Origin of the sequence: Herbidospora sakaeratensis (assembly GCF_001570525.1) — a bacterium.
In the GTDB taxonomy this organism is placed as follows: Bacteria; Actinomycetota; Actinomycetes; order Streptosporangiales; family Streptosporangiaceae; genus Herbidospora; species Herbidospora sakaeratensis.
In genome coordinates, this window is record NZ_BBXC01000027.1 from 19,613 (window position 1) to 45,818 (window position 26,206).

At 71.5% G+C, this 26,206-nt stretch carries 23 protein-coding genes and 1 riboswitch; of the genes, 12 read left to right on the forward strand and 11 right to left on the reverse strand.

All coding sequences use genetic code 11. The features are described from left to right. The first annotated feature begins 80 nt into the window (after positions 1–80). Positions 81–1,145: a L,D-transpeptidase gene (locus tag AW271_RS35955; protein ID WP_245653364.1), complete on the forward strand. Its 1,065-nt coding sequence runs from the start codon at positions 81–83 to the stop codon at positions 1,143–1,145. Here AW271_RS35955 and AW271_RS35960 read toward each other — a convergent pair. Next, positions 1,142–4,393 (reverse strand): ATP-binding protein, encoded by a 3,252-nt coding sequence (locus AW271_RS35960; protein ID WP_062342451.1) that lies wholly within the window; start codon positions 4,391–4,393, stop codon positions 1,142–1,144. The two genes, AW271_RS35955 and AW271_RS35960, sit on opposite strands and share 4 nt — an antisense overlap. Before the next feature lie 81 nt (positions 4,394–4,474). Between AW271_RS35960 and AW271_RS35965 the strand changes: the two genes are divergently transcribed. Continuing rightward, positions 4,475–5,728: an FAD-binding oxidoreductase gene (locus tag AW271_RS35965; protein WP_062342454.1), complete on the forward strand. Its 1,254-nt coding sequence runs from the start codon at positions 4,475–4,477 to the stop codon at positions 5,726–5,728. 713 nt (positions 5,729–6,441) lie between these two features. Next, positions 6,442–7,185, forward strand: a complete 744-nt coding sequence (locus AW271_RS35970; RefSeq protein ID WP_083977736.1) for a phospholipase A2 — start codon at positions 6,442–6,444, stop codon at positions 7,183–7,185. Between the two features lie 58 nt (positions 7,186–7,243). Here the strand turns inward: AW271_RS35970 and qcrB are convergent, their stop codons facing one another. The 4 genes from qcrB to ctaE are packed head-to-tail and all read right to left on the reverse strand — an operon-like array spanning position 7,244 to position 11,407. Continuing rightward, on the reverse strand, positions 7,244–8,887 hold the full coding sequence (gene qcrB, locus AW271_RS35975) for a cytochrome bc1 complex cytochrome b subunit (protein ID WP_062342458.1): 1,644 nt from the start codon (positions 8,885–8,887) through the stop codon (positions 7,244–7,246). After that, positions 8,884–9,960, reverse strand: a complete 1,077-nt coding sequence (qcrA, locus tag AW271_RS35980; RefSeq protein WP_062342460.1) for a cytochrome bc1 complex Rieske iron-sulfur subunit — start codon at positions 9,958–9,960, stop codon at positions 8,884–8,886. The genes qcrB and qcrA overlap by 4 nt, the downstream gene beginning before the upstream one ends. Then, a complete protein-coding gene (qcrC, locus tag AW271_RS35985) occupies positions 9,957–10,769 on the reverse strand; it encodes a cytochrome bc1 complex diheme cytochrome c subunit (RefSeq protein WP_157554990.1) in 813 nt (270 codons plus the stop codon). Before qcrC ends, qcrA begins: the two co-directional genes overlap by 4 nt. 17 nt (positions 10,770–10,786) lie before the next feature. Further along, complete coding sequence (ctaE, locus tag AW271_RS35990) at positions 10,787–11,407, reverse strand: aa3-type cytochrome oxidase subunit III (protein WP_083977738.1); 621 nt, start codon at positions 11,405–11,407, stop codon at positions 10,787–10,789. A gap of 126 nt (positions 11,408–11,533) precedes the next feature. On the opposite strand from ctaE, the gene AW271_RS36000 reads away from it, so the two are divergent. The 3 genes from AW271_RS36000 (at position 11,534) to AW271_RS36010 (ending at position 13,758) form a co-directional block, all read left to right on the forward strand. Further along, a complete protein-coding gene (locus AW271_RS36000) occupies positions 11,534–11,923 on the forward strand; it encodes a response regulator transcription factor (RefSeq protein ID WP_030450462.1) in 390 nt (129 codons plus the stop codon). Positions 11,924–11,947: 24 nt separating this feature from the next. Beyond that, complete coding sequence (gene trpD / locus AW271_RS36005; RefSeq protein WP_062342468.1) at positions 11,948–12,994, forward strand: anthranilate phosphoribosyltransferase; 1,047 nt, start codon at positions 11,948–11,950, stop codon at positions 12,992–12,994. 71 nt (positions 12,995–13,065) lie between these two features. Continuing rightward, the gene (locus tag AW271_RS36010; protein ID WP_062342470.1) at positions 13,066–13,758 is read left to right on the forward strand and encodes a sensor histidine kinase; all 693 of its coding nucleotides are present in this window, start codon (positions 13,066–13,068) and stop codon (positions 13,756–13,758) included. 191 nt (positions 13,759–13,949) lie between these two features. Here the strand turns inward: AW271_RS36010 and AW271_RS36015 are convergent, their stop codons facing one another. The 5 genes from AW271_RS36015 to AW271_RS36035 are packed head-to-tail and all read right to left on the reverse strand — an operon-like array spanning position 13,950 to position 17,602. Further along, the gene (locus AW271_RS36015) at positions 13,950–14,696 is read right to left on the reverse strand and encodes an SDR family NAD(P)-dependent oxidoreductase (RefSeq protein ID WP_062342472.1); all 747 of its coding nucleotides are present in this window, start codon (positions 14,694–14,696) and stop codon (positions 13,950–13,952) included. A gap of 42 nt (positions 14,697–14,738) precedes the next feature. Beyond that, positions 14,739–15,026 carry an Lrp/AsnC family transcriptional regulator gene (locus AW271_RS36020; RefSeq protein WP_030450459.1) on the reverse strand — a complete coding sequence of 96 codons (288 nt, stop codon included), beginning with the start codon at positions 15,024–15,026 and terminating at the stop codon, positions 14,739–14,741. Between the two features lie 27 nt (positions 15,027–15,053). After that, a complete protein-coding gene (locus tag AW271_RS36025; RefSeq protein ID WP_062342474.1) occupies positions 15,054–16,784 on the reverse strand; it encodes a DEDD exonuclease domain-containing protein in 1,731 nt (576 codons plus the stop codon). Positions 16,785–16,812: 28 nt separating this feature from the next. Next, positions 16,813–17,364: a GNAT family N-acetyltransferase gene (locus AW271_RS36030; protein WP_062342476.1), complete on the reverse strand. Its 552-nt coding sequence runs from the start codon at positions 17,362–17,364 to the stop codon at positions 16,813–16,815. A 28-nt stretch (positions 17,365–17,392) separates the two neighbouring features. Further along, positions 17,393–17,602, reverse strand: a complete 210-nt coding sequence (locus AW271_RS36035) for a hypothetical protein (protein WP_157554992.1) — start codon at positions 17,600–17,602, stop codon at positions 17,393–17,395. A gap of 169 nt (positions 17,603–17,771) precedes the next feature. Between AW271_RS36035 and AW271_RS36040 the strand changes: the two genes are divergently transcribed. From AW271_RS36040 to AW271_RS36065, 6 genes are all read left to right on the forward strand, one after another. After that, the gene (locus AW271_RS36040) at positions 17,772–19,088 is read left to right on the forward strand and encodes an NYN domain-containing protein (protein WP_062342480.1); all 1,317 of its coding nucleotides are present in this window, start codon (positions 17,772–17,774) and stop codon (positions 19,086–19,088) included. Positions 19,089–19,225: 137 nt separating this feature from the next. Beyond that, complete coding sequence (locus AW271_RS36045; protein ID WP_245653365.1) at positions 19,226–20,167, forward strand: C40 family peptidase; 942 nt, start codon at positions 19,226–19,228, stop codon at positions 20,165–20,167. A 262-nt stretch (positions 20,168–20,429) separates the two neighbouring features. After that, positions 20,430–20,590: riboswitch (cyclic di-AMP (ydaO/yuaA leader) on the forward strand. 64 nt (positions 20,591–20,654) lie between these two features. After that, positions 20,655–21,212, forward strand: a complete 558-nt coding sequence (locus tag AW271_RS36050; protein WP_083977740.1) for a C40 family peptidase — start codon at positions 20,655–20,657, stop codon at positions 21,210–21,212. 82 nt (positions 21,213–21,294) lie between these two features. Then, entirely contained in the window at positions 21,295–22,074 is a 780-nt protein-coding gene (locus AW271_RS36055; protein ID WP_062342484.1) for a gluzincin family metallopeptidase, read from the forward strand. Beyond that, entirely contained in the window at positions 22,071–23,312 is a 1,242-nt protein-coding gene (locus AW271_RS36060; RefSeq protein ID WP_062342486.1) for a M48 family metallopeptidase, read from the forward strand. Before AW271_RS36055 ends, AW271_RS36060 begins: the two co-directional genes overlap by 4 nt. Then, positions 23,309–24,427, forward strand: a complete 1,119-nt coding sequence (locus tag AW271_RS36065) for a glycosyltransferase family 4 protein (RefSeq protein WP_062342487.1) — start codon at positions 23,309–23,311, stop codon at positions 24,425–24,427. The genes AW271_RS36060 and AW271_RS36065 overlap by 4 nt, the downstream gene beginning before the upstream one ends. On the opposite strand, the gene AW271_RS36070 is transcribed toward AW271_RS36065, so the two are convergent. Continuing rightward, a complete protein-coding gene (locus AW271_RS36070; protein ID WP_062342587.1) occupies positions 24,418–26,163 on the reverse strand; it encodes an AMP-dependent synthetase/ligase in 1,746 nt (581 codons plus the stop codon). The genes AW271_RS36065 and AW271_RS36070 overlap by 10 nt on opposite strands. Between the last annotated feature and the right edge of the window lie 43 nt (positions 26,164–26,206).

Genomic DNA, 26,206 nt, shown 5'->3' on the forward strand with positions numbered 1-26,206 from the left:
CCCTACTGATGGTGACCGGTTGTGCCACTACCGCCACAGCAGGGGAGGACACGACTGCGCAGAAGGCGGCCGAATCGGTCATGATCTTTCCGTCCAACGGGGCCGCGAACCTGCCGCCGGAGCTCCCCATCAAGATCTACGCGGCCGGCGCCCCGCTGGGGTCGGTCGCCGTCACCGCCGAGGGCGGCAAACCGGTCGAGGGCGTCTTCAGCGCCGACCGCACGATGTGGCGCAGCGTGCGGCCGATGATGCCGGGCACCCACTACACGGTCGCGGCCACCGCCGGGTCGGCGCGGGGGAGCAGTTCGTTCTCCACTCTCAAGGCCGCCAAGACGTTCGAGATCGACACGCTGCTGCCGAACAAGGACTACACCGGCCTGACGGTCGGCGTCGGCATGCCGATCATGATCAGCTTCAACGCGCCGGTGAAGGACCGGGTGTCGATCGAGCGCAACCTGCTCGTGCAGGCGTCCAAACCGGTCGAGGGCGCCTGGCACTGGTTCGACGACAAGACGATCGCCTACCGGCCGAAGAAGTTCTGGCCGCCCCGGACCAAGGTCCGGGTCACCGCCCGGATGGCCGGCGTCCGCGGCGACACCGGCCTCTACGGTGGCAAGGACGTCGTGCGCGACTTCACCATCGGCCGCTCCCAGATCACCAAGGGAGACATCAGCAAGCACACGATGGACGTGATCCGCGACGGCAAGGTGATCCGGACCATCCCGTTCAGCGCCGGCAAGGGCGGCGTCTGGAAGTACCACACGACCAGCGGCATCCACCTGGCCATGTCGCGCGAGGACGTGACGGTCATGACCTCGCCCGACGCGGGCCCCGGCCAGGCGGGCTACTACCAGCAGACCGTCTACGACACCGTCCGCATCTCCAACAGCGGCGAGTACGTGCACGGCGCGCCCTGGTCGGTCGGCTCGCAGGGCAACTCCAACGTCAGCCACGGCTGCGTGAACATCAGCCCGTCGAACGCCCAGTGGTACAAGGACGAGACCCTGATCGGCGACCCGATCATCCTCACGGGCTCGCCGCGCCAGCTGGAGACCACCAACGGCTGGGGCCACTGGCAGCCGAAGTGGAAGGACTGGCTCAAGTGGAGCCGCCTGCGCGACGCCACGACCGACCCGATGGCCTAACCGAGCCGCTCCAGGAGCGCCGCGCTGCGGCGCTCCAGATGGGGCACGGCCAGCCTGCGGTGCACCCGGGCCGCCTGCCGCGCGTGCTCGCGGGCGCGGTCGCGGTCGCCGACGGCCTCGTACAACTCCGAGACGGCCTCGTGGATGGAGCCCCACGAGACGCAGCCGGTGCCCAGGGTGGCGATCTGGTCGGCGACCGGCAGCAGGGCCGCCAGCATCTCCTCGGGGGCCGGGCGGCCCAGCCGCGCGGCCACGAGGGCCCACTGCCAGGCGGAGAACTGCCAGGCCCAGTTGCGCTCCAGGCTCACGCCCCAGCGGTCGAGCAGCTCCTTGGCCCGCGTCTGCTCGCCCGACTCCCACAGGGCCAGGATCGCCGTGGGGCGCAGCAGCCGGTCCGACGGGTCGTCGGCCCGCTCGGCCAGGGTGGCGACCAGCGAGGCCGGCACGCCGCCGCGCGCCCAGTCGATGTAGAACTCGCTCTGCAGGTCGACGAAGTCGGGCCCCCACAGGCTGGTGCGGCGGTACCACTCCCCGGCCAGCGCGCTGTAGCGCCGGGCCTCGGCCCAGTCGCCGTGCAGGATCGCGCGGCCCGAGGCGGCGTAGTTGACCTGGGCGGTGATCTCGGGGATGCGCAGCTCCTCGGTCAGCCGCAGGCAGCGGGCCAGCTCGGCGTCGTACTCGGCGATCGCGCCGTCCTGCATGAGGCCCTGCATGCGGTGCAGGCGGGAGATGACCTCGGTGAGCTTGGGCAGGCCGGGCAGGGTGAGGATCTCGGCGGCCGCGGCGAACCGCTCGGCGTCGTGTTCGGGCGACCAGGCGGCGATGACGTAGTTGTTCAGGGTCCGGGCCAGCAGCTGCGGGTCGCCGGTCCGCCTCGCCAGGGCGACGGCCTCGGCGGCGCACTCCAGGGCCTCCTCGCGCGGGCCGTAGTAGAGCTCCACGGCGAGGGTGCCGAGCAGGGCGGCGCGGCGGGCCAGGTCGTCGTCGGGCAGCCGGGCCAGCTGGTCGCGCAGCACGTTCACCATGCGCGGGTTGACGACGCCGTAGGACCACCAGTTCCACAACGTGACGCCGCCGAAGACGCTGGTGGCCTCGATCGCCATGTCGTGCTCGCCCAGGCGGGTGGCCAGGTCGACGGCCTCGTCGAGGGGCGCGCGGGCGCCCAGCACGTCGCCGGTGACGCGCCGGGCCCGGCCGAGCTCGATCAGCAGGCGGCAGCGGCGGGAGGTGCCCGCAGGGCCGTGGGAGGCCAGGGCGAGCTCCCAGTAGCGCACCGCCTCGTCGTAGGCGAGTGACGCGGCGGCCTGTTCGGCGGCCTTCACGGCGTAGCCGACGGCCTTCTCGGCGTGGCCGACGCGGGCGGCCTGGGCGAAGTGGTGGGCCAGCACCGGGACGCGGTCGAGGTCGCCGCCGCCGAACGACTCGGCCGCTTCCCCGATCCTCCCGTGCAGCTGGGCGCGCTGGAGGCGGGTGAGTTCGCCGTACAGGGACTCCTGGACCAGGGCGTGGGAGAACCGGTAGTCCCAGCCGCCGTCGAGCTCGACGAGCAGGCCGGTCGCGACGGCCGGTTCGAGCAGCAGGAGCAGCCGCGCCGGGTCGATGCCGGCGGCGCCGGCCAGCACGTCGGAGTCGACGTCCCGGCCGGCCACCGACGCGGTCCGCAGCAGCGACTGGGTCTCCTCCGGCAGCCGGGAGACACGCTGGGCGATGACGTCGCGCACCCCGTCGGGCACCGGCAGGGCCGCGATGTCGGCCGAGCGGGTCGAGGCCGCCAGGCGGAGCAGTTCGCCCAGGTAGAAGGGGTTGCCGCCGGTCCGGTCGTGCAGCACGGCCACGTGCTCGCGCAGGCCGGGGTCGCGGCCGTCGAGGTAGTCGGCGACGTCGGAGGTGGTCAGCGGGCCGACCGTGAGGCGTTCGGTGCCGCGCTGGCGGGCGAGCTCGGCGAACACGTCGACGGGCTGGGGGGCGTCGTGGTGGCGTACCGTCACGACCACCAGGAGCGGGACCCGGTGCAGGTCGGCGCCGAGGAATGTGAGGAGCTTCAGGGTGGCCGCATCGGCCCAGTGGGCGTCCTCCAGCACGATCATGACCGGGCTCTGGGCGGCGCGCCGTTCGAGGGCGCGGGCGACCGTGTCGTGCAGCAGGAACCGGGCGGCGTCGGGGTCGGCGGCCTCGCCGGGGGCGGCCAGGCGTTCGGCCGTGGGCGGGTCGAGCAGCCGCAGGGCCTGGATCCACGGCCAGAAGGCGGGGGCGTCCTCGGCGCAGCGGCTCCAGGCGGTGGTGAAGCCCTGCCGCTCCGCCAGTTCGGCGGCGGCCTCGGCCAGGGTGGTCTTCCCGATGCCCGCCTCCCCGCCGATCAGCAGCACCCCGCCCGAGCCCTTGGCGGCGTCGGCGACGCGGTCGCGCACCCGCCGCTGCTGGGCCGCCCGGCCGACGAACCGGGGCAGCTCCACCTGCGCGGGCGCGGGCGCGGCCACCACGGCGACCCGGGAGGGCGGCAGCTCCTCCTGCCGCAGCACGGCCTGCTCCAGCGCCCGCAGCTCCGGGCCGGGCAGCAGCCCGAGCTCCTCGTCGAGCAGCGTCCGGCAGCGCTGGTAGGCGCCCAGCGCGTCGGCCTGCCGCCGGTCGGTGTAGAGCGCCCGGATGAGCAGCGACCAGAGCCCTTCCCGGTACGGCGCCGCCTCCAGCAGCCGCTCGACCTCCAGCACCACCTCGGCGGCGCGACCGAGGGCCAGCCGCGCCTCGGCCCGGGTGGTCAGCGCCGTCAGCCGGGCCTCGTTGAGGTGGGCGATGGTCGGCCGCAGGTACTCCTCGTCCTGCAGCCCCGTGTACGGCTCCCCGCGCCACAACTCCAGTGCGGGGGTGAGGATCTTCTCGACCTGGTCGGGCGGCGCGGCCTCGGCCTGCTCCATCGCCCGCAGGAACCGGTGGGAGTCGATCTGGCCGGGGTCGATGTCGAGCAGGTAGCCGGGTTCGCGGGTGCGCAGGATGCGCGCCGGGGTACGCGGGCTGCGCTCGGGCTCCAGGGCCTTGCGGAGCTGGAAGATGTACGCCTGGAGCGTTCCGGTCGCGCTGGAGGGCGGCTCGTCCTGCCAGAGGGCGTCGATGATCTGGTCGAGCGCCACGACCCTCGGGGCGTGCGTCAGCAGCAACGCCATGACCGCCCGCTGCTTGCGCGGGCCGAGGTCGACGGCCCGCCCCTCGCTGAGGACCTCCACGGGCCCGAGGACCCGGAAGTCGTGCCGCATCGCCGTTCCTCCCTGATGACTAGGACCACACTAGGATGCCGCCTCAGCCGCATACGAGGACACCATGGGACAACCTCTCCCATGAACGAAATCTCCGGATTCAACCTCGCGGTCCGCCACCACCCCGCCCTCGTCGCCGAGGCCGAGACCCCCTCCGACGTCGCCGAGGCCCTCGCCCACGCGGCCGCCTGCGGCCTGCCGGTGGCCGTCCAGGCGACCGGGCACGGGGCCGTCCAGGCCGCCGACGGTGCGGTCCTGATCCTCACCTCCCGGATGCGCTCCCTGTCGATCGACCCCGAGGCGCGCACCGCGACCATCGGCGCCGGCTGCACGTGGGCCGAGGTCGTGCGCGCGGCGGCCCCCTTCGGGCTCGCGCCCCTGTCCGGCTCGGCCTCCGGGGTCGGCGCCGTCGGGTTCACCCTGGGCGGCGGCATCGGCCCGCTGGCCCGCACCTACGGCTTCGCGGCCGACCACGTGCGGTCGCTGACCGTGGTGACCCCCGACGGCGCGGTCAGGGTCGCCGACCCGGGCGGCGAGCCCGACCTGTTCTGGGCGCTGCGCGGCGGCAAGAGCGGCTTCGGCGTGGTCACCTCGATCACGGTCGACCTGTTCCCGCTGGCCACCGTGTGGGGCGGCGGCCTCTACTACGCCGCCGCCGACGCCCCCGCCGTGCTGCGCGCCTACCAGCGCTGGGCGCCCGGCCTGCCCGAGACGCTGACCACCTCGCTCGCCTTCCTCCGCCTGCCGCCGCTCCCGCAGCTGCCGCCCCCGCTGCGCGGCCAGTTCGTCGCCCACCTGCGGGTGGCCTCCGCGGAGCCCCAGGAGGCCCTCCTGGCGCCGATGCTCGGGGTGGCCGAGCCGGTGCTCGGCGGGGTGGGAGAGTTGCCGTACACGCAGCTCGACCGCGTCCACAACGACCCGACCGACCCCATGCCGGCCGTCGAGCGCAGCACCCTGCTGCGCGCGCTGACCCCCGAGGCCGTGGAGACGCTGCTGACCGTCGCCGGGCCCACGGTCGAGCTGCCGATCCCGGTGGTGGAGATCCGGCACCTGGGCGGGGCCCTGGCCCGCGAGCCGAAGGAGCCCAACGCGGTCGGCGGGCGCGACGGGGCCTTCAACGTGCTGGCGATCGGCCTGCCCGGGAGCGACCCCGGTGCGGTCGTGGGGGCGCTGGCGCCGTGGTCGACGGGCGGGTCCCTGATCAACATGCACGGCTCCGACCTGACGACGACGGATCAGGCTTGGCCGGAGGCGACCCGGCGTCGGCTGGCCGAGATCAGGAACCGGGTTGACCCCGGAAACCTTTTCCGAATCGGTCACGTCGCACCCCGGTGAACTCCAGGGTCATGGACGAAGTCATGGAATAGCAATTCATGGCTGGATTGTCACCTCAAATGACGTGAATTCCGGCGTAGACTCCGGGCCATGTCACGGGGGGTGGATGCGGCCATCTGGAGCTCCTGGTGGGCGATTTCCGGATGTGGAATGGGATTCGGAAAACGGCTCATTTCCATCGCATTGCGAAAGTCGATCGCCGACGCGATTACGGCCGGCGAAAAAGGGGCGCTACGCGGCAGACTCTTCACGAGTCCGCCGCGAGCGCCCTTTCGCGCCCGGGTCGCGGGCGCGAAGGCTTCAAGCGTGTGGACGCCATGTGCCGGCACCAGATCGACAGGTGTCGCCATGCCGCAAATGCTTATGTGGCGGTCGCCATGCGGCAGGTGCCCGTGCAACGGTGTCTCCCTGCCGCAGAGGCCCATCCGTGGATAGGCGGGCGTCGCGCCCTGCATGTCAGGTGCCTGGGCATGAGCGGCCCAGCAGTCAGATGCCGAAGTGAGGGTGCTCCAGATGCAGGAATCCAGATGGTGGGCTTGAGATACAGGGATTTCAGGTGGCGGCCGTGAGGTGCGGGAATTCCCGATGGCGGGGCTGTGGGGCGCCATGTGGCCATTGCGCGGGGGCGTGGCTCGTTGCATTCGGCTGGGCTCGTGCTGAATTTGGAACGATCCATCAATGCGGTCTGGTCGACCTGTCGGAAGAGGAGAGACATGGCGCGTTCGACCCGTCATCTGATGCGGGCCGCCGTGAGGATCTCGGTCGTCGCGGTGCTTCTCTCAAGCGGGCCGGGGATCGCCCGCGCGGATGACGATCCGCTGGAGAAGACCGACCAGCTGCTGTTCGAGGTCTCGCTTGACGACTTCGTCGAGCGGGCCGAGGAGAAGGGCGAAGGGCTCGTCTGGAGTGTCGACGACTGCTCGTTCGCCGGGGGTGACGGCGGGTTCGGCTTCGCCGATGCCTGCCGGCGGCATGACTTCGGTTACCGGAACTACCGGGCGCAGGACCGCCTCACCCCCGAGGGGCGGGAGCGCATCGACGGCCAGCTCCTGGCCGATGTGAACACGCTCTGCGGGCGCTATCGGGGCTGGGAGACCTTCCGGGGCGTGGCCTGCCGAGGCGAGGGGCAGGCGCTGCACGCGCTCGTGCGCGGGGTGGGGCGGGTTCATCCGGTCGCCTCCGCGGTCGCCCCGGCGGGAAGGGTCGTGCGGCTCTACGCCGGAGAAGGGGAGCCGTTCGCCGTGGGGCGGATCAGTGGCGGGGGGCCGGGGGACGCGGTCTGGGTGGACCGTTCCTGGAATCAGGGCGTCACCTGGATCCAGCTCGGGGTGACCAAGGTGCGGCCCTTCCTGACGAGTGCGGTCACGCCGCCCATGTGGGATCGCTACCAGAGTCTGCGGGCCTGCGGGCAGGCTCGTGGTGGTCCCGTCGCCTGCACGCGGTGGGTCGCCGTGTGATCGTCCAGGAAAGGGAAAAGACCCGGAGCGAAGGCTCCGGGTCTCTTCAGTGAGAGCGTCAGTGCAGTTCGCGCGGCTTGTCGCCGGCGCCCACCGCCGCGTGCTCGTCGTGGCCGTCGCCGTGCCCGTCGTGATGGCCGTGGCCGTCGAGCGGGACGTGGTCGGTGCCGTAGAACTTGCTGGCCGCCGCCCGGAGCTTGCCGATCGGACCGCGCACGCCCTTCGGCGGGATGCCGTCCTTGTCGTCGTCGCCCGGGACGATCGGGATCTGCTTCTTGCCGCGCATGTGCTCGGCGATGTCCTCCGCCGGGGGAGTGTGGACCTCGATGTACTCGCCGTGCGGCAGTCGCTTGATCACGCCCGACTCTACGCCGTGGGACAGGATGTCCTGGTCACGACGCTGGAGGCCGATGCAGATCCGGTAGGTGATCCAGTAGGCGATCGCCGGGCCGATGAAGATGGCGAACCGGCCGATGATCGTCGTCTCGTAGAGACCGATGTGGAAGTGGGTCGAGATCTCGTCGTTGGCGCCCAGCAGCCACAGGATGCCGTAGAACGTCACCGCCGCCATGCCGATCGAGGTGCGGACCGGGGCGTTGCGGGGACGGTCGGCCAGGTGGTGCTCACGACGGTCGCCGGTGATCCACTGTTCGGCGAACGGGTAGAGCGCCAGGCCCGTCATGATGATGCCCATTGGGACCAACGCCGGGATCAGCACGCTCAGGGGCACCGTGTGATCGAGGAAGTTGATCTCCCAGGCGGGCATCAGCCGCAGCGCGCCTTCGAGGAAGCCCATGTAGAAGTCAGGCTGTGAACCCGCCGAGATGTCGGCCGGCGTGTACGGTCCGAACAACCAGATCGGGTTGATCTGGGCGAACGTGCCGAGACCGGCGATGCACGCGAACGTGAACAGGAAGTAGGCGCCCGCCTTGGCCATGAAGGCCGGGTAGAACGGCGCGCCCACCACGTTGTGCTCGGTGCGGCCCGGGCCGGGCATCTGGGTGTGCTTCTGCACCCACATCAGCACCATGTGGGCCGAGATGAGGGCCAGCAGGATGCCGGGGATCAGCAGGATGTGCAGGGTGTAGAAGCGCGAGATGACGTCGACGCCCGGATACTCCCCGCCGAACAGGAAGAACGTGATGTACGTGCCGACGATCGGCAGCGAGATCGCCACGCCCTCGGTGATCCGCAGACCCGCGCCGGAGAGCAGGTCGTCGGGGAGCGAGTAGCCGGTGAGGCCCTCGGCCAGCGCCAGCGTCAGCAGCAGCACGCCGATGATCCAGTTGAGCTCACGCGGCTTGCGGTAGGCGCCGGTGAAGAACACGCGCAGCGCGTGGACCATCATGCCGGCCACGAACAGCAGGGCCGCCCAGTGGTGCATCTGCCGGATCAGCAGACCACCCCGGACCTCGAAGCTGATGTGCAGCGTCGAGGCGTAGGCCTCCGACATCATGACGCCCTTGAGGGGCTCGTACACGCCCTGGTATTCGACGTGACCCATGCTCGGCTTGAACCAGAACGTCAGGAACGTGCCGGTCAGCAGCAGGATGATGAAGGAGTAGAGGGCGATCTCGCCCAGCAGGAACGACCAGTGGTCGGGGAAGACCTTGCGCAGGTTGCGCTTCAGGAAGCTGCCCGCGCCGAGACGGTCGTCGAGGTAGGTCGCCGGGCCTGCGATGGCTTTCGGAGTCTCGTTCACGACTGGTTCCCCCTGGCTTCCCGGGCGTCGGCCTCGGCGTCGCCGCGCTCCCAGAAGCTGGGACCGACGGGGACGTCGAAGTCGGCCTGGGCGATGAGGTAGCCCTGGCCGTCGACGCCGATCGGCAGCTGCGGCAGCGGCCGCGCGGCCGGGCCGAAGATGACCTTCGCGCCGTCGGTCGCGTCGAACGTCGACTGGTGGCAGGGGCACAGGATGTGGTGGGTCGTCTGCTCGTAGAGCGCCGCGGGACAACCCACGTGGGTGCAGATCTTCGAGTAGGCGACGATGCCGTCGTAGGTCCAGTTCTTGATCGTGCCCGACTTGAGGTCTTCAGGACGGAACTTGATCAGGATCAGGGTGGCCTTGGCGAGGGCGTTGAGGTCGTGCTCGTAACCTTCGGGCACGACCGACAGGATGCCGCCCGGCGAGTCGAAGTCGGCCGCCAGGATCGGCTGGCCGGTGCCTTCGACCACCAGCTTCATGCCCTTCTTCCACACCGTGTGGCGCAGCGAGGTGCCGGGCAGCGGGCCCAGGTCCTTCAGCAGCACGAGCGGGGCCAGGCCGAGCGGCGCCGCCGCCAGCAGCAGCGTGCGGCGCATCATCTTGTGCTTGACGAAGCCGCTCTCACCGGCGCCCGCGCGGAACGTCTCGTCGACGTAGCCGCGGGTGTCGTCGTCGGAGCGCATCTCGTGGCGCTCCTGGACCAGGTTGTACTTCGGCATGATCCGCCGGACCCAGACGACGACCCCCGAGGCCAGCGCCAGCAGCGCCACCGTGAGGGTGCCGCCGAGCGCCGCGTTCGACACGGCCGTCTTGTCGAGGCTGCCGACCTGGAAGACGACGTACGAGGCGATGAAGGCGATGCCGGCCACGAAGGCGACGAAGAACAGCAGGGTGACCGTGCGCTCGGCCTTGCGGGCGTCGGCGGGGTCGGGGAGCGTCACGCCGGGCGTCTCCACCTCGGTCTCGACCGGGCGGGTGCCGAGTACGGCGGTTCCCTGAGCCGGGGTGCCGATGACGCGACGCGGCACGCGCGCCTCGTCATCGGGGCCGGGAAGCTCGTTATCTGTCATTTTGATGTTCTCTTACGCTTCTTGGCGGTGATCCAAATGGCGGCGAGGGACATGAAGCTGAGGCCGGCGACCCACACGACGAGACCTTCGGTGACCGGGCCGATGCGGCCGAGCCCGAAACCGCCCGGGTCGACCTGGCCGCGCACCTGGGTGATGTAGGCGATGATGTCGGCCTTGTTCTCCGGCTTGACGACGGAGTCGTTGAAGACCGGCATCGCCTGCGGACCCGTGGCCATCGCCTCGTAGATCTGCTCGGGCGTCGACTCGTTGAGGTCGGGGGCGTACTTGCCGTAGGTGAGCGCGCCGCCGGCGCCGACGAAGTTGTGGCACTGGATGCAGTTGGCGCGGAACAGCTCACCACCCTTGGCCGCGTCGCCGCCGGAGACCATCTCCTTGGTGGGGATCGTGGGACCGCCACCGAGGGTCTGCACGTAGGCGGCCAGCTGCCGGACCGCTTCGGGAGTGACCCACTCGCCGAGGGGCTTGCGCGGAGCCTGCGCGCTCGGGTCGGCGGCGGGCATGCGGCCCGAGCTGACCTGGAAGTCGACCGCGGCGGCGCCCACGCCCACAAGGGTCGGGCCCATGGAGGTGCCCTCGGCGCTGATGCCGTGGCAGCTGGCGCAGTGAGCCACGAACAGGCTCCTGCCCTCGGCCACGTCGTCGGCCTTGCCCGACGCGACCGCCGCGTCGGCGGTGCTGTCACTGGGCGCCGCGGCGGCGTATCCGCCGCCCAGCAGGCCCAGCGCGAGCGCCACGACCGCGAGGCGCGCGAGGGGATGCCGCCGCCGTCGCGCGGTGATGGAGTTCACCGAAATCCCCGTTCCGATCATTTGATGATGTAGATGGTCGCGAAAAGGCCGATCCAGACGACGTCGACGAAGTGCCAGTAGTAGGACACGACGATCGCGCTGGTGGCCTGCTCATGCGTGAAGCGCTTCGCGGCGTACGTGCGTCCCAGGAGGAACAGGAACGCGATCAGACCACCCGTCACGTGCAGACCGTGGAAGCCCGTGGTCAGGTAGAACACCGAGCCGTAGGCGTCGGAGGAGAGGGTCGTGCCCTCGTGCACCAGCTCGGCGTATTCGATCAGCTGCCCGGCGACGAAGACCGCGCCCATGAGGAAACTGACGAAATACCAGAACCGGAGCTTCTTGACCTGGCCCTTTTCCGCGGCCCACACGCCGAACTGGCATGTCACCGAGGACAGCACCAGGATGATCGTGTTGACCGTCGCGAACGGGACGTTCAGGTGGGCGCCGGGCCAGCTTGCTGGGTCCTGGCCGACGCTCACCGAGCGGATGGTGAAGTACATCGCGAACAGCGCCGCGAAGAACATGAGCTCAGAGGACAGCCAGATGATCGTCCCTACGCTGACCAGGTTGGGCCGGCGCGACGAGTGGGCTGTCGTCGTCGTAGTAATTGCGGATGCTGTCGCCACGCACGTCATTATTGCGGCTCGCAGGGCCGGGTCGCTTCACGGCCCCCCGATAGGGGGTAGGAGGCGGGATGTCGACGGCTGCCCAGGGCCGATAGCATCCCTGGTGGACCCTACCCGGTGACTGGAGTAAGCGACATGAAGGTTCTCGTCTACAGCGACGACGCGGCCACCCGTGAGAAGGTGCGGCTGGCCCTGGGCCGCCGTCCCGCCGCCGACCTGCCGCTGGTGGAGATCGTCGAGTGCGCGACCCAGGCCGCCGTGGTCCGCAAGCTCGACTCGGGGGAGATCGACATCGCGATCCTCGACTCCGAGGCCGCGCCGGCCGGGGGCATGGGCATCGCCAAGCAGGCCAAGGACGAGGTGCACGACTGCCCGCCCATCTGCCTGATCATCGCCCGTCGTGACGACCGCTGGCTGGCCAACTGGTCGCGCGCCGACGCCGTGATCTCCCAGCCGCTCGACCCGATGGTCGTCGCCGAGACGATCGCCGGGCTGATGCGCGGGCGGCTGCCCGCCGTCTCCTGACATCCACGATCCCGAAGGACCGCCATGGACGCCCGTACCACCTGGCCCTCGCTGCTCAACGCGCTGCTCGCGGGTGAGCACCTGACCGCCGACGAGACCTCGTGGGCGATGGGCGAGATCATGTCGGGCGCGGCCACCCCGTCGCAGATCGCGGCGTTCGTCGTCGCGCTGCGCGCCAAGGGGGAGACCGTCGCCGAGGTGTCCGGCCTGGCCCGGCACATGTTGTCCATCGCCACCCCGCTCGCGATCGAGGGCCCGGCGGTCGACGTCGTCGGCACCGGCGGCGACCGGGCCCACACGGTGAACGTCTCGACGATGGCCGCCATCGTGGTGGCCGCGGCGGGCGCCCGGGTCGTCAAGCACGGCAACCGGGCCGCCTCCTCCAAGTGCGGCGCCGCCGACGTGCTCGAACACCTCGGCGTCGTGATCGATCTGGCGCCCGCGGCGACCGCCCGGGTGGCCGAGGAGGCCGGCATCGCGTTCTGCTTCGCGCCGGTCTACCACCCGTCGATGCGGTTCGCCGGGCCGACCCGCAAGGAGATCGGCGTGCCGACGGTGTTCAACTTCCTCGGCCCGCTGACCAACCCGGCCCGCCCGTCGTCGCAGGCCATCGGGGTGTTCGACGAGCGCATGCTGCCGGTCGTGGCGGGCGTGTTCGCCGAGCGCGGGGTGTCGGCCCTGGTCTTCCGCGGCGACGACGGCCTCGACGAGTTGTCCACCGCGGCCCCTTCTGTCGTGTACGTCGTCCGCGACGGCCAGGCCGTCAAGACCACCTTCGACCCGGCCGACATCGGCATCGCCCGCTCCCAGCCCGGCGACCTGAAGGGCGGCGACGTGGTGTTCAACGCGGGCGCGGTCCAGGACCTGGTCCGGGGCAAGAGCGGCCCGATCCGCGACGCGGTCCTGCTGAACGCCGCCGCGGCGCTGGTCGCCCACGAGGGCCCGACCGTCGACGACCTGGCCGCGCGCATCGCCGCCGCCTACGTCACGGTCGGCCAGGTGATCGACTCGGGCGCCGCCGCGACCCTGCTCGACCGCTGGATCGAGGTCTCCCAGGGGCTGCGCGGGTAAGCCTCTGGGCTGATCCGCGTTCACCTCCTGGGAGGACGCCCGCGGGCCGGGCGGCGGCTTATCTTTCGGGCATGACGCGCCTCATCGCCCGCCTGGCCCAAGTGACGGCCCGCGTGACCCGACGCCGGTCGCCGGACCCCGCTGACGCCGTGACCAGGGAACGGCTCAGGATCGCCGAGGAGCTCCACGACGTGGTGGCCCACGACCTGAGCGTGCTCACCCTGGGGGTGGGCGCGGGCCGGGTCATCATGGACCGCGACCCCGAACGGGCCCGGCAGACCCTCCGCGACGCCGAGGAGGCCGGCCGCCAGGCCCTGACCGACCTGCAACGCGTGGCGGGCCTGCTGCGGTCGGGCGGTGCGGCCACCACCGGCCCCCAGCCGACCCTGGCCGCGCTGCCCGCCCTGTTCGACCGGTTCCGGTCGGCCGGGCTGGCGGTCGCCTTCGCCGAGGAGGGCCGGCGGCGTCCCGGCCCCGTGCTGGAGTTGTCGGCCTACCGGATCGTGGAGGAGGCGCTGGTCAACGCCCTGGAGCACGGCTCGGCCCGGAAGGCCCGGGTGACCCTGCGCTGGCAGAGCGGCCTGATCGAGGTGGCCGTCCGCGACGACGGCGGCCCCCGCGAACGTCTGCTGGGCATCTGGGAACGCGCGGCCCTGTTCGGCGGCTCGGTGACGGCGGGCCCGGTGGACGGCGGCTTCGAGGTCCGCGCCCGCCTCCTCACGGGCGGCCGAACCCGGGCCCTGAGCGGAGAACGGACGGGCTGACGCCCGAGGCTCCGGCAGGCGCCGGCTCGGCGTGGTCACCGTGGGGGCTCGGTGATCGAGGGCCCTGACGAGCATCCGGCCGTGCGGTCCAAGGCGTCAGGCGAGCGAAAGCCCCGGCCAATGTCCGCCCCCGCGTCCGGGGCGTGGGCGAGCGAGGACCCTAACCCGCATCGCACCGCCCGGTCTCGGCGTCAGGTGAGTTCCAGGCCGCCGTCCACCGTCAGGATCTGACCCGTCAGCCACGTCGCCGATGGGTCGGCCAGCCGGAGGATCCACGTCGCGACCTCGTGCGGGTCGCCGCGGCGGCCCATGGGGATGCGGTCGGTTTCGGCGGACTTGATCTGTTCGACGGTCGCGGCGGGCAGCCCGGCGGCGGTCAGGGCCTCGCTCTCCGTGGGGCCGGGTGCGACGGCGTTCACGCGGACGCCGTCGGCGGCCAGTTCCAGCGCCCAGCTCCGGGTGAGCTGTTCGACGGCCGCTTTGGACGCGGCGTAGTGGGCTCCTCCGGGCAGGGGGCGGTGGCCGTAGGTGCTGGAGACGTTCACGACGCACCCAGCCGAGGCGCGCAGGTGGGGCAGCGCGTGCCGGGCGAGCAGGCTCGGCGCGGTGACGTTGAGGGCGAACAGGTCGGCGACGGCGTCGGCGGTCGTCTCGGCCAGCGGCATGATCTTGGCGGCCCCGGCGTTGTTCACCAGCACGTCGAGCCGCCCCCACCGGGCCACGGCCGCCGCGACGGTCTCCTCGGGCGCTCCGGGGTCGCGCAGGTCGGCGACGTGGACGCTGATCGCGTCGTCGCGGCCCGCCGTCTCGGCGAGGGCCTCCCTGCGGCGGCCGACGCCCAGGACGAGCGCGCCCGCCCCGGCGAACAGCCGCGCGGCGGCGCGGCCGATGCCCGAGCCCGCGCCGGTGACGATGACGGTCCGGCCGGTGAAGTCCATGGTCCCTCCGAGGTTCAAGGCGTCGGGGGGACGGTCAGGAATCTAGTCGGCGTCGGGCAGGCCGATGGAGAAGGCCGCCTCCAGGTCGTGGCGGCTGTAGGTGCGGAAGGCGATGTGGGTGTCGGTCGCCAGCACGCCCTCGATCTTGTTGAGCCGCCCCGGCACGACCTCGGCGATCTCCTCGTAGCGCGCGACCCGGACCATGGCCATCAGGTCGAACTCGCCGGTGATCGAGTAGACCTCGCTGACGCCGGCCAGCCCGGCGATCGCCTGGGCGACCTCGGGGATCCGGCTGACGTCGGCCTTGATGTGCACGATCGCGGTGACCAAAGCGTGCTCCTTTCCGAGGGCCCCAACCTATCGCAGCGGTCTGCCCTCCCTCACTGAGCGGGAACCTCCCTGGTCGTACGCCCGGTCGATGCGCTGCTTGAGCCGGGCGGCCCCCTGGGCGGGCAGGCTCCAGCCGCCCTCGACCCGCACCAGCCGGACCCCCGGCGACTCGAGCCAGCGCAGGATGGTCTCGGTCTCCTCGGCGCTGGCGGCGGGGGTCGGGCCGGGGCCGGGGTGGACGGTCTCGGCGGTCGCGACCAGGGCCTCGACGTAGGGGACCGGGTGGGCGCCGCGCGGCATCACCCCGGCGGCGGTCAGCCGGCCGTGGCGGATGACGTGGATGTCCCAGGCGCCGTCTCTGCCGGGGCTGGCGGCGACCATCTGGGTGATGGCGGTCAGGCCGGTGAGCCGCTGCATGCGGGCGGCGGCGCGGACGTAGGCGGCCAGCCGGTCGCGGTCGACGGCGGCCTCCTCGTAGCGCTGCTCGGCCGACAGGCGGTCCATGCGGGCCTCGACGGCGGAGAAGACCGAGCTGCCGTCGAGCAGCATGGCGTGGCGGGCCGCCGCGACGTGGCGGGCGTAGTCGTCGTGGCTCTCGCGGCCCTCGCAGGGGGCGCCGCACCTGCCGATCTCGGCCAGCGCGCACGCGCTGCGCCGGACCGTGAGCGACAGGCGTTCGGTGCACTGGCGCAGCGGGAGGGCCTCGTGGATGGCGGTGCGGGCGTCGTCGGCGGTGCGGCTGCTGCCGAACGGGCCCAGGTAGGTCGCGCCGTCGTCTTTCAGGTCGCGCACGATGCTCAAGCGGGGGAACGGCTCGTCGGTCAGCTTCAGCCAGACCACCCGTTCGGGGAACCGGGACCGCCGGTTGTAGCGGGGCTTGGTCTCGCCGATCATGCGTAACTCGCGGATCTCGGCCTCCAGCGGGGTGGCGCACACGATGTGGCGGACCCGCTCGGCGATGCCGATCATCTCGCGCACCCTCGGCCGGGTCTCGCTGGCGGTGAAGTAGCTGCGCACGCGGGTGCGCAGACTGCTGCTCTTGCCGACGTAGAGCGCTTCGCCGCGGGCGTCCTCGAAGACGTACACCCCCGGCTTGTCGGGCACGCCGTCGGCCAGGTGGCGCTTGCTCCGCTGCTCGGGGGTGGGCATGCGGACGAAGCCCTTGAGCTCCTCCAGCGAGTGGACGCCGAGGTTGCCCACCCGGCCGATCAGGCCGTGGAGCACGTCGACCGTGGCGCGGGCGTCGGCCAGGGCCCGGTGGCAGGGCTCGGTGGGGCTGCGGAAGAACCGGGCCAGGGTGCCCAGCTTGCAGTTGGGGGTCTCGTCGCGGGTGAGCACCCGCCGGGCCAGGTCGGCGGTGTCGACGACCGCGTTGACCGGCGGCGGGTAGCCCTGGCGGGCGCACTCGGCCTTGATGAAGCCCATGTCGAAGGGGGCGTTGTGGGCCACCAGGGCGGCGCCCTTGACGAACTCGAGGAAGCTCGGCAGCACCTCGGTCATCTTCGGCGCCGCCACCACCATGGCGTCGGTGATGCCGGTGAGCACCGAGACGAACGGGGGGATCGGGCCGCCCGGGTCGACGAGCGTGGCGAACTCGCCGAGCACCTCGCCGCCGCGCACCTTGACCGCGCCGATCTCGGTGATGGCGCACTCGGCGGGGGAGGTGCCGGTCGTCTCCAGGTCGAACACCACGAACGTGACGTCGACGAGGGGTGTTCCGAGATCGTCCAGCGTGCCCTGTTCCACGCTGACGACCATAGAGACCCCGACCGACAGTTCACCCGCGTCAGCGCCATTCCCGCCGCAGCATCGCGTAGACGATCTCGTCGGTCCACTCGCCCTTGACCATCTCGTTCTCCACCAGGTGGGCCTCCCTGCGCATGCCGAGCCGCTCCATCACCTTGGTCGAGGCGGTGTTGCGGCCGTCGCAGCGGGCCACGATCCGGTGCAGGCCCAGACCCTCGAAGCCCAGCCGGAGCGCCTCGGCCGTCGCCTCGGTGGCGTATCCGTGGCCGTGGTGGTCGGGGTGGAAGACGTACCCGATCTCGCCCTGGCGGTGTTCGCGGCTGCGCCAGAACAGCAGGACCTCGCCGATCAGGGCGCCGGTCTCGCGGAGGGTGACCGCCAGGCAGAGCACCTGCCCCTCGTCGGTGAGCTCGGCGGTGGCCGCCTTGTCGGTCAGCACTGTGCGCACCTGTACGAGATCGCGCGGCTCCCAGTAGAGGAAACGGGCGACGTCGGGGCGCGAATAGAAGGAGTGGAGATCGGTCAGGTCGTCGGGGGTGAACAACCGCAGGACCAGGCGGGGGGTCTCGATCGGCAGCACGGGTCGGAACATCCGCGCAGACTAAAGCCGGACAAACGACTCAGGCGAGTTCTTTTTCCCGGTGGGCGGCCAGCAGGGCGGCCTCGGCCGTCAGGGCGGCCAGCAGGGCGCGGTGGCGGATCAGCTCGCCGTCGAAACGCTGGGCGGCCGGGCCGGTCCACTTGGGGAAGGTCCGCAGCGCCCACACGGGGTCGAGCACCTCTTCCATCTCGGCCGCGAGCCGCCGCAGATGGTCACTCGCTATCGTCACGTCGGCCATTGTGACATCACGTGAAGAGATCTTGACGTAACGTGAGCGATTTATGAGACAAGTGGTTCGTGTCCTACTTGCTCCCCGTTCACGTCGCTGAACGTGATGTAGTGGACTCGCAGAGCCGTACCCTTGAATGAACGACCAGGACAGGAAGAGAGCAGCAGGGATGAGTTCAGCCGGAGAGGGCCTGTCTCGTCCCCTGCCCGAGCAGGTGCGAACACACGTCGTCGAACTGGCGGCCCAGGTGCTGGGCACGATGCCCGCCGCCGGCGTGCCGGCGCCACTGCGCGCCGTGGCCAGGTTCGAGCCGCGCAAGCGGGCCCGGCTGGGGTCGGCGCCGATAGCGGCCCAGCTCGAGAACGACAAGAAGTTCCGCGAACTCGTCGCCGAGGCGCTCACCCAGGCGTGGCCCGAGCTGGTCGCCTCGCTCGCCGAGGAGACGATTCCGCCCGCCGCCGAGCCCGTGCTGGTCGCGGCGGCAGCCTATCTGACCCGGCCGCCCGGGTGGGCCGGGATGGTCGAACTGGCGCGCGAAGACCTCGATCAGGCCGCCGCCCTCGACACCCAGCGCGAGCAGGCCGAGGGGCGGCTCAAGGAGCAGCTCGCCCAGCAGCGCACCGCCGCGAAGGAAGAGGTCGACCGGGTCCGCGAGCAGCTCAAGGCCGCCCGCGCCGAGAACACCGACCTGCGCCGCAAGCTCCACGACGCCCGCGAGCGGGCCAAGGCCGCCGAGCAGCGGGCCGGCGAGCTCGAGGCGGCCACCGCCGACGCCCGCGCCCGGGTCGCCGGGGCCGGGGCCGCCGCCGAGACCGAGGTGCGCCGCCTCAAGGAGCGCCTGGCCGAGGCCGAGCGGCACCTGGAGGCCAGCCGCCGCGCCGCCCGCGAGGGCCGCTCGGTCGAGGACGCCCGCATCCGGGTGCTCATGGACGCCCTCGAAGACGCCGCCAAGGGCCTGCGCAAGGAGCTGGCCCTGCCGACCACGATCAGCAGGCCGGCCGACTACGTGGCGACCGTCAGCGGCACCGCCCCGTCGGTCCGCGACGTGCCGGCCCGCGCGCTGGCCGACGACGACCCGCAGCTGCTCGACCAGCTCCTGGCGATACCGAACCTGCACCTGATCATCGACGGCTACAACGTGACCAAGTCGGGTTACGGCACCCTCACCCTCGCCGACCAGCGGCAACGCCTGCTGACCGGGCTGGGCGGGCTGGCCGTCCAGGTGCGGGTGGAGATCACCTGCGTGTTCGACGGCGCCGAGCTCGACGGCCCGGTCCAGGTGTCGGCTCCCCGGGGGGTGCGGGTGGCGTTCAGCGCGCCCGGTCAGATAGCCGACGACCTCATCCGGCAGATGGTCCAGATCGAGCCGCCGGGGCGCGCCATCGCGGTGGTGTCGTCCGATCGGGAGGTCGCGGTCTCTGTCCGGAAGATGGGCGCGCGTCCGGTTCCTTCCGTATTGCTCCTCCGTCGCCTTGGCCGTGCGTGATCACGTCGTCGCCATACGTGATGACCTGCGCGAATACCGGCGAATCGGTTGAGGGTACATGATCGGCTGAGTAAAGTCCCGACCCAGGTCTGTCCGGTATGGAGGGGGTTTCGGGCGTGCGTGGGCGGGTACCGGCCGTGGCTGGTTTTGCGGCGTTCGTTCTGCTTCTTCCGATCGCGGGGGCGGCGGCCGATCCAAAGCCGACCATCCCCCAGGCGAAGGCCAAGCTGGCGAAGCTGAACAAGCAGGCCGACCAGTTGGTCGAGGACTACAACCAGGCCAACGAGAGGTACAAGAAGTCGAAGAAGCAGTACGACCTGGTCAACGCCAGCTTCAAGAAGCAGAACGTGAAGGTCGAGACCCTCCGGGCCGGTGTGGTGGGCCTGGCGGTCTCCAGCTACCAGACGGGCGACATCCGCAGCCTGACGGGCATGTTCGGCACCGCGGCCCCCCAGAACGCCCTCAGCGGCATGGCGATCATCAACCAGCTGGCCACCAGCCGCCAGCTCAGGCTGACCGAGTTCGAGGACGCCATCGCGGGCCTGAAGCAGCAGCGCGACCAGCGCAAGGCCGCCTTCGAGGAGGCCACCGAGGTCCGCACCGACCTGGCGGCCAAGAAGAAGAAGACCGACAAGATGGTCGACGAGCAGATGAAGCTGCTCCGCGAGCTGGGCGCCTTCAACCCGGGCAACCCCGAGAGCACCGGCCAGGTCTACAACGGCCCGGCCTCCGGCAACGCCCGCGCCGCCCTCGACTTCGCCTTCGCCCAGATCGGCAAGCCCTACCAGTACGGCGGCACCGGCCCCGGCGCCTGGGACTGCTCCGGGCTGGTCCAGGCCGCCTGGCGGGCCGGCGGGGTGAGCCTGCCGCGCACCAGCTACGAGCAGTGGGCCTGGGGCAAGAACCGGCAGGTGCCGATCAGCGACCTGCAGGCCGGAGATCTGGTCTGGCACAGCGGTTTCGGACACGTCGGCCTCTACACCGGGCAGGGCTCGGTGGTGCACTCGCCGCAGACCGGCGACGTGGTGAAGATCACCCCTCTCGCGCAGTACAACCCCGACAAGGCCGTCCGTCCCTGAGCGACGCAAAGTGTCGTCTGGGGCTTTTTTCGGGTTCTGTGCCAAGGGGTGTGACCAGAGTCACATCACCCTCCGAAATCCCGTGATATGCAGGCGTTTTCGAATAGCGCCGGAGTTTATCTGATCTTTATCTTTCGCCAAAACTTTGCCGACTTATGGCGGAGTCGGTAACTTCTGGCTTCGCGACGAGCAAGCCATGCCGTCCGCGGACACTCCGGTGCGTAGGCGCCGATGTCTTAATAAAGATCCATGTGTCGCACGTCACGCGACGCAGCCGAATCCATGCAGCCAGGAGGCATGGAACCGGGGACCCAAAAGGTTCCCCCGCGGAGCCAGGGGTGAATCGGTGAGAATTCCGCGCCGTAGGGCTACTTCCCTGCCCGAATCCGTCAGCTAACCCGGTAGGCATCAGAGGAAGACCCAAGGAGCAATCCTGTCCACCACCCCCGCATGCCTGTCCCGCATCGCCCGCCTCTCCCTTGGCGGCGTGACGCTCACGGCCTCGGTCGGAGCGGTCGCGGCGCCTCCCGCGCGGGCCGATGAGGTGACGGTCACCGTCACGAACACCACGGCGATCCCGGCTTCGGGAGAGGCGGCGCCCGCCGCTCCCTCGGCCGCGAAGAGCCAGACCAAGAGCAGGTCCGCCAAGCGCGTCAAGAAGCTCAGCAAGGCCCAGCGTCAGCGGGTCCTGGCGAGCAAGGCGGTCGCCATCGCGAAGAAGCAGATCGGTGACCCCTACCGGTGGGGCGCCACCGGTCCCGGCGCGTTCGACTGCTCCGGCCTGGTCCAGTTCGCCTGGCGCAAGGCGGGCGTCAAACTGCCCCGTACCACCTGGTCCCAGAAGAGCTCGGTGAAGAAGAAGATCAGCTGGACGGCGATGAAGCCGGGCGATCTCGTGTTCACCAGCGGCGGCGGCCATGTGGGCATCTACGTCGGCCACGGCAAGATGGTCCACTCCCCGAACTCCGGTTCGCGGGTGCGGATCGACAAGCTGGACACCTACCGCAAGCGCACCTTCGTGGGCGCGGTCCGGCCCGGGATGTAGTCGGCCCGGCGAAGTACCGATCGGCCCCGTCCGCCTCCTTCCCGGCGGGCGGGGCCGCGGTGTTTTTGTACCATCCGTTGACATGCGGTTCCTGGTGACGGTCAGCGTGCTGCTGGCCGTCCTGTCCGCCGGGCACCCCCCGGAGGTCCTGTACGGCCAGAGCTGGCCCCTGGCCGTCCGCGGCGAGCACGTCCGGGTGCTGGCCGCCGACGGGCGCTTCCCCGAACTGGCGCAGGAGGCCGACCGGGCCGCCGAGGCCGTGGCGCGGGTCTGGGGCGAGCCGGTGACCGCGACCGTCCTGGCGCCCGCCACGACCGAGAGGGCGGCCGAGATCGCCCGTCCGGCCCCGGTGACCGGCATGGCCGCGCTGGCCGGCCCCGGCTTCGTGGTGATCGAGCCGCACGCCTGGGCGACGCTCTCGGCCCGGGGCCGGGTGGTCGTGCTGGCCCACGAGCTCACCCACGTCGCCACCGGCGCGGCGACCCGTCCCGACATGCCCGTGTGGCTCGTGGAGGGCTACGCCGACTACGTCGGCTACCGTGACAGCGGGCTGGCGGCCGGGGTGGTCGCCGCCGAGCTCGCCGCCGACCGGCAGGCGCCACGGGAGCTGCCGACACGAGAGGACTTCCGCGCGGGGGGCGCGCGGGTCCCGCAGGCCTACCAGGAGGCCTGGCTCGCCTGCCGCTACATCGCCGAGCGCTACGGCGAGGCCGCGCTGACCGCCCTCTACCGGGCCGCCCAGGCCGACCCGGCCACGGCGCTGCGGCGCACGCTGGGCGTCGGCGAGGCCGAGCTGACCGCGGCCTGGCGCGACTACGTGATACGAAGTGTTCCGGAGGCGGAGTGGAACGTACGGGGATGAAGGCCGCGGCCGCGGCGCTGGCGGGGCTCGGGGTGGCGATCGTCGTGGTGGTGGCGGTGACCACGCCGTGGCGCGCGCTCGCCGAGGCCGCGCCCGAGGTGACGCCCGATCCGGTCCGCGACTTCGGGGCCGCCGAGATCGCCCGCGCCGAGGCCTTCGACGCCGCCACCAGCCTGCCGTCCTACCTGTCGCTCGCCGTCACGCTGCTGATCGCGGCGGTGTTCGTGGCGACCCCGCTGGGAGCGCGGCTGATCGAGCGGCTCCGGGGGCCGTGGTGGGTGCGGGCGCTGACCGCCGTGGCCGCGATCTACGTCGTGTCGCTGGCGATCCGGTGGCCGCTCGGCATGTGGTTCGAGACGGTCCTGCGCGACTACGGCCTGTCGACCCAGACCTGGGGCACCTGGAGCGCCGACCGGCTGAAGAACTTCGGCCTCCAGCTGCTGCTGTCGGCCGTGATGGTCGTGGTGGTCATCGCGCTGGCCCGCCGGTGGCCGCGCCGCTGGTGGATCCCCGCCTCGCTCGGGGCGTTCTCGCTGACGCTGGCGTTGTCGTTCGTCTACCCGATCGTGGTCGAGCCCGTCTTCAACGACTTCACGCCGCTGCGGCAGGGACCGCTCCGCGAGAGCCTGCTGGCGATGGCCGACCGCGACGGGGTGCCGGTCGACGACGTGCTGGTCGCCGACGCCTCCCGGCGCACCACCGCGCTCAACGCCTACGTCTCGGGGTTCGGCGCGACCCGGCGCATCGTCGTCTACGACACGCTGCTGCAGGTGCCCGAGCCGGAGATCGAGCTGATCGTGGCCCACGAACTCGGCCACGCCAAGACCGACGACGTGCTCCACGGCACCCTCGTCGGGGCGCTGGGGGCCGCGTTCGGGGCGTGCGCGCTGTTCGTCGCCGGCAACCTGCTGCGCCGCCGGACCGGCGTGCCGTCGCTGGGCGACCCGAAGGCGGCCGCGCTGCTGGTCGGGCTCGTCTCCCTCGGCACGGTCCTGTCGGGGCCCGCGCAGAACCTCGTCAGCCGGCACATCGAGGCGCGCGCCGACGCCCACGCCCTGGAGATCACCGAAGACCCGGTCACGTTCGCCGCCATGCAGCGCAACCTGGCCGTCCGCAACATCTCCGACCTGAGCCCCAGCCCCCTGGAGTACGTCCTCTACTCCTCCCACCCGACCTCGCCGCAGCGCATCGCCATGGCCCGGTCGTGGGCGCTGCTCCACGGTGAGCAGGTGCCGTGAGCCGGGTCGTGGTGGTCACCAACGACTTCCCGCCGCGCTCCGGCGGCATCCAGTCGTTCGTGCACGCCCTGGCCGTCCGGCTGCCCGCTTCCTCGGTCGTGGTGTACGCCCCCCGCTGGGAGGGCTGCGCCGAGTTCGACGCCCGGCAGGGCTTCGAGGTGGTGCGCCACCCCACGAGCCTCATGCTGCCGACGCGCGCCGTGGCCCGCCGGGCCTGCGAGCTGGTCCACCCGGGCTCCACCGTGGTCTTCGGGGCCGCCGCGCCCCTCGGGCTGCTCGGCGGCGCGCTGCGGGCGGCCGGGGCCGGGCGGGTGGTGATGCTGACCCACGGCCACGAGGCGTCGTGGGCCCGGCTGCCGCTGGCGGGCGGCCTGCTGCGCCGGATCGGCGCGCACGCCGACGTCGTCACCTACCTCGGCGACTACACACGCCGCCACCTGTCGGCCCGCATCCCGCCGGGGAAACTGGCGCGGCTGGCGCCCGGCGTCGACACGACCGTCTTCCGGCCCGGCGCGGGCGGCGAGCGGGTGCGGGCCGAGCTCGGGCTGGGCGAGCGGCCCGTGGTGGTCTGCGTGTCCCGGCTGGTCGCCCGGAAGGGGCAGGACCGGCTGATCGAGGCGTGGCCGGAGGTGGCGAGGGCCGTACCGGAAGCGGAACTGCTGCTGGTCGGCGGCGGGCCGGGGCGGGCGGCGCTGGAGCGCGCGGCGCGGGGACGGGCCGACATCCGGTTCACCGGGCCGGTGCCCGACCGCGACCTGCCCGCCTACTACGACGCCGGCGACGTGTTCGCCATGCCGTGCCGCAGCCGCCTCGGCGGGCTCGACGTCGAGGGGCTCGGCATCGTCTACCTGGAGGCGTCGGCCAGCGGGCTGCCGGTGGTCGCCGGGGCGTCGGGCGGGGCCCCCGACGCGGTCAGGCACCGCGAGACCGGGCTGGTGGTCGACGGCGGCTCGGCCCGGGAGATCGCCGCCGCGCTGATCGAGCTGCTGAGGAACCCCGAGGCCGCGCGGGCCATGGGCGCGCGCGGCCGGGAGTGGATCGAGCGGGAGTGGACCTGGGACCAGGTCGCCGCCCGCTTCGGCGAACTGCTGAGGGCGCCGGTCGGTCAGCCGTAGAGCTCGTCGACCTGCTTGGCGTAGTCGCGCATCACGATGTTGCGCTTGAGCTTCAGCGACGGGGTCAGGTGGCCGCTCTCCTCGGTCAGGTCGCCGTCGAGGATGACGAACTTCTTGATCTGCTCGGCCTTCGACACCATCTTGTTGGCGTTGTCGACCGCGCCCTGCACCTCGGCCCGGATCTGCTCCTGGGTGAGGGTGACGCCCGCCATCGCCTCGGGGTCGAGGGTGACCAGCGCGGCCACGAACGGCTTGTCGTCGCCGATGACCAGCACCTGGCTGATCAGGCGGTGACCCCGGATGCTGTCCTCAAGAGGGCCGGGGGCGACGTTCTTGCCGGCCGCGGTGACCAGGATCTCCTTCTTGCGGCCGGTGATGCGCAGGTAGCCGTCGGCGTCGAGTTCGCCGACGTCGCCGGTGTGGAACCAGCCCTGCGCGTCGATGACCTCGGCGGTCGCCTTCTCGTTGTTCCAGTAGCCGCTGAAGATGTGGCGGCCCTTGACCAGGATCTCCTTGTCGTCGGCGATCCGGATCGTGACGCCCGGGAACGGCCGCCCGACGGTGCCGATCTTGTTCGCGCCGGGGATGTTGACCGTGGACGGCGCGGAGGTCTCGGTCAGGCCGTAGCCCTCCAGGACCTCGATGCCGACGCCGCGGAAGAAGTGGCCGAGGCGCTCGCCCAGCGCCGAGCCGCCGGAGACGGCGTGGGTCAGCCGGCTGCCGGTGGCGGCGCGCAGCTTGGTGTAGACGAGCTTGTCGAACACGGCGTGCTTGAGCCGCAGGCCGAGCCCGGCGCCGCCGTCGTTCTTGGCCTTGCTGTAGTCGATGGCGACCTGGGCGGCGGTGGCGAAGATCTTGCCCTTGCCGTCGGCGGTGGCCTTCTGCTCGGCGCCGTTGTAGACCTTCTCGAACACGCGCGGCACGCCCAGCAGGAACGTCGGCTTGAACGCCTGCAGGTCGGGCGCGACGTTCTTCATGTTCGGCGTGTGGGCCAGCACGGTGCCGGTCTCGACGGTCACGATCTCGACCATGCGGGCGAAGCTGTGCGCGAGCGGCAGGAACAGCAGCACGGCCCGCTCGTCGATGGAGAACATCTTCTCCAGCGGCCCCTGCGCCACGTTGCGCGCGGTGAACAGCAGGTTGTCGTGGGTGATCTGGCAGCCCTTGGGCAGGCCGGTGGTGCCCGAGGTGTAGATGATGGTGGCCAGGTCGTGGCCGCCCCGGGAGGCGCGGCGCTCGGCCAGGGTGTCGTCGGGCACGTCCTTGCCGGCCTCGATCAGCGCCTCGATCGCGCCCTCGTCGAAGGTCCAGACGTGGGGGAGGTCGGGGGCGGCCTCGCGGAGGGTCTCCTGGTGGCCGGCGGTCTCGGCGAACGCGCCCCGCGCGCCCGAGTCGGACACGATCCAGCGCACCTGCTCGGGGGAGCTGGTCTCGTAGATCGGCACGCCCACGCCGCCGGCCGCCCAGATGGCGTAGTCGGCGATCGTCCACTCGTAACGGGTGCGGCTCATCAGCGCGACGCGGTCGCCCGGCTCGATGCCGGTGGCGATCAGGCCCTTGGCCACTCCGGCGACCTTCTGCCGGAAGTCGCCGGCGGTCACCGGCTTCCACTCGCTGCCGTCCTGCACCTTCATCACGACGGCGTTGGGGGTGTCGGCGGCCCGCTGGAACACCGCGTCGGTGCAGTTGGCCGACAAGGGAACGTCCACCAGCACGGGAACGGTGTACTCCTGCACGGTCACTCCTCATAGGACCCGGCTCGGTCAGGTTTCCCGGGAC

Bases quoted from the DNA above. Each gene is read 5' to 3' on its own strand.
- AW271_RS36015 (WP_062342472.1), bottom strand. From the start codon at position 14,696: ATGGACTTCACCGGCCGGACCGTCATCGTCACCGGCGCGGGCTCGGGC.
- ctaE (WP_083977738.1), bottom strand. From the start codon at position 11,407: ATGACGTGCGTGGCGACAGCATCCGCAATTACTACGACGACGACAGCC.
- AW271_RS36030 (WP_062342476.1), bottom strand. From the start codon at position 17,364: ATGTTCCGACCCGTGCTGCCGATCGAGACCCCCCGCCTGGTCCTGCGG.
- AW271_RS35970 (WP_083977736.1), top strand. From the start codon at position 6,442: ATGGCGCGTTCGACCCGTCATCTGATGCGGGCCGCCGTGAGGATCTCG.
- AW271_RS35955 (WP_245653364.1), top strand. From the start codon at position 81: ATGATCTTTCCGTCCAACGGGGCCGCGAACCTGCCGCCGGAGCTCCCC.
- AW271_RS35960 (WP_062342451.1), bottom strand. From the start codon at position 4,393: ATGCGGCACGACTTCCGGGTCCTCGGGCCCGTGGAGGTCCTCAGCGAG.
- AW271_RS35965 (WP_062342454.1), top strand. From the start codon at position 4,475: ATGAACGAAATCTCCGGATTCAACCTCGCGGTCCGCCACCACCCCGCC.
- AW271_RS36025 (WP_062342474.1), bottom strand. From the start codon at position 16,784: ATGGTCGTCAGCGTGGAACAGGGCACGCTGGACGATCTCGGAACACCC.
- qcrA (WP_062342460.1), bottom strand. From the start codon at position 9,960: ATGACAGATAACGAGCTTCCCGGCCCCGATGACGAGGCGCGCGTGCCG.
- AW271_RS36010 (WP_062342470.1), top strand. From the start codon at position 13,066: ATGACGCGCCTCATCGCCCGCCTGGCCCAAGTGACGGCCCGCGTGACC.
- AW271_RS36055 (WP_062342484.1), top strand. From the start codon at position 21,295: ATGCGGTTCCTGGTGACGGTCAGCGTGCTGCTGGCCGTCCTGTCCGCC.
- trpD (WP_062342468.1), top strand. From the start codon at position 11,948: ATGGACGCCCGTACCACCTGGCCCTCGCTGCTCAACGCGCTGCTCGCG.
- AW271_RS36040 (WP_062342480.1), top strand. From the start codon at position 17,772: ATGAGTTCAGCCGGAGAGGGCCTGTCTCGTCCCCTGCCCGAGCAGGTG.
- AW271_RS36000 (WP_030450462.1), top strand. From the start codon at position 11,534: ATGAAGGTTCTCGTCTACAGCGACGACGCGGCCACCCGTGAGAAGGTG.
- AW271_RS36060 (WP_062342486.1), top strand. From the start codon at position 22,071: ATGAAGGCCGCGGCCGCGGCGCTGGCGGGGCTCGGGGTGGCGATCGTC.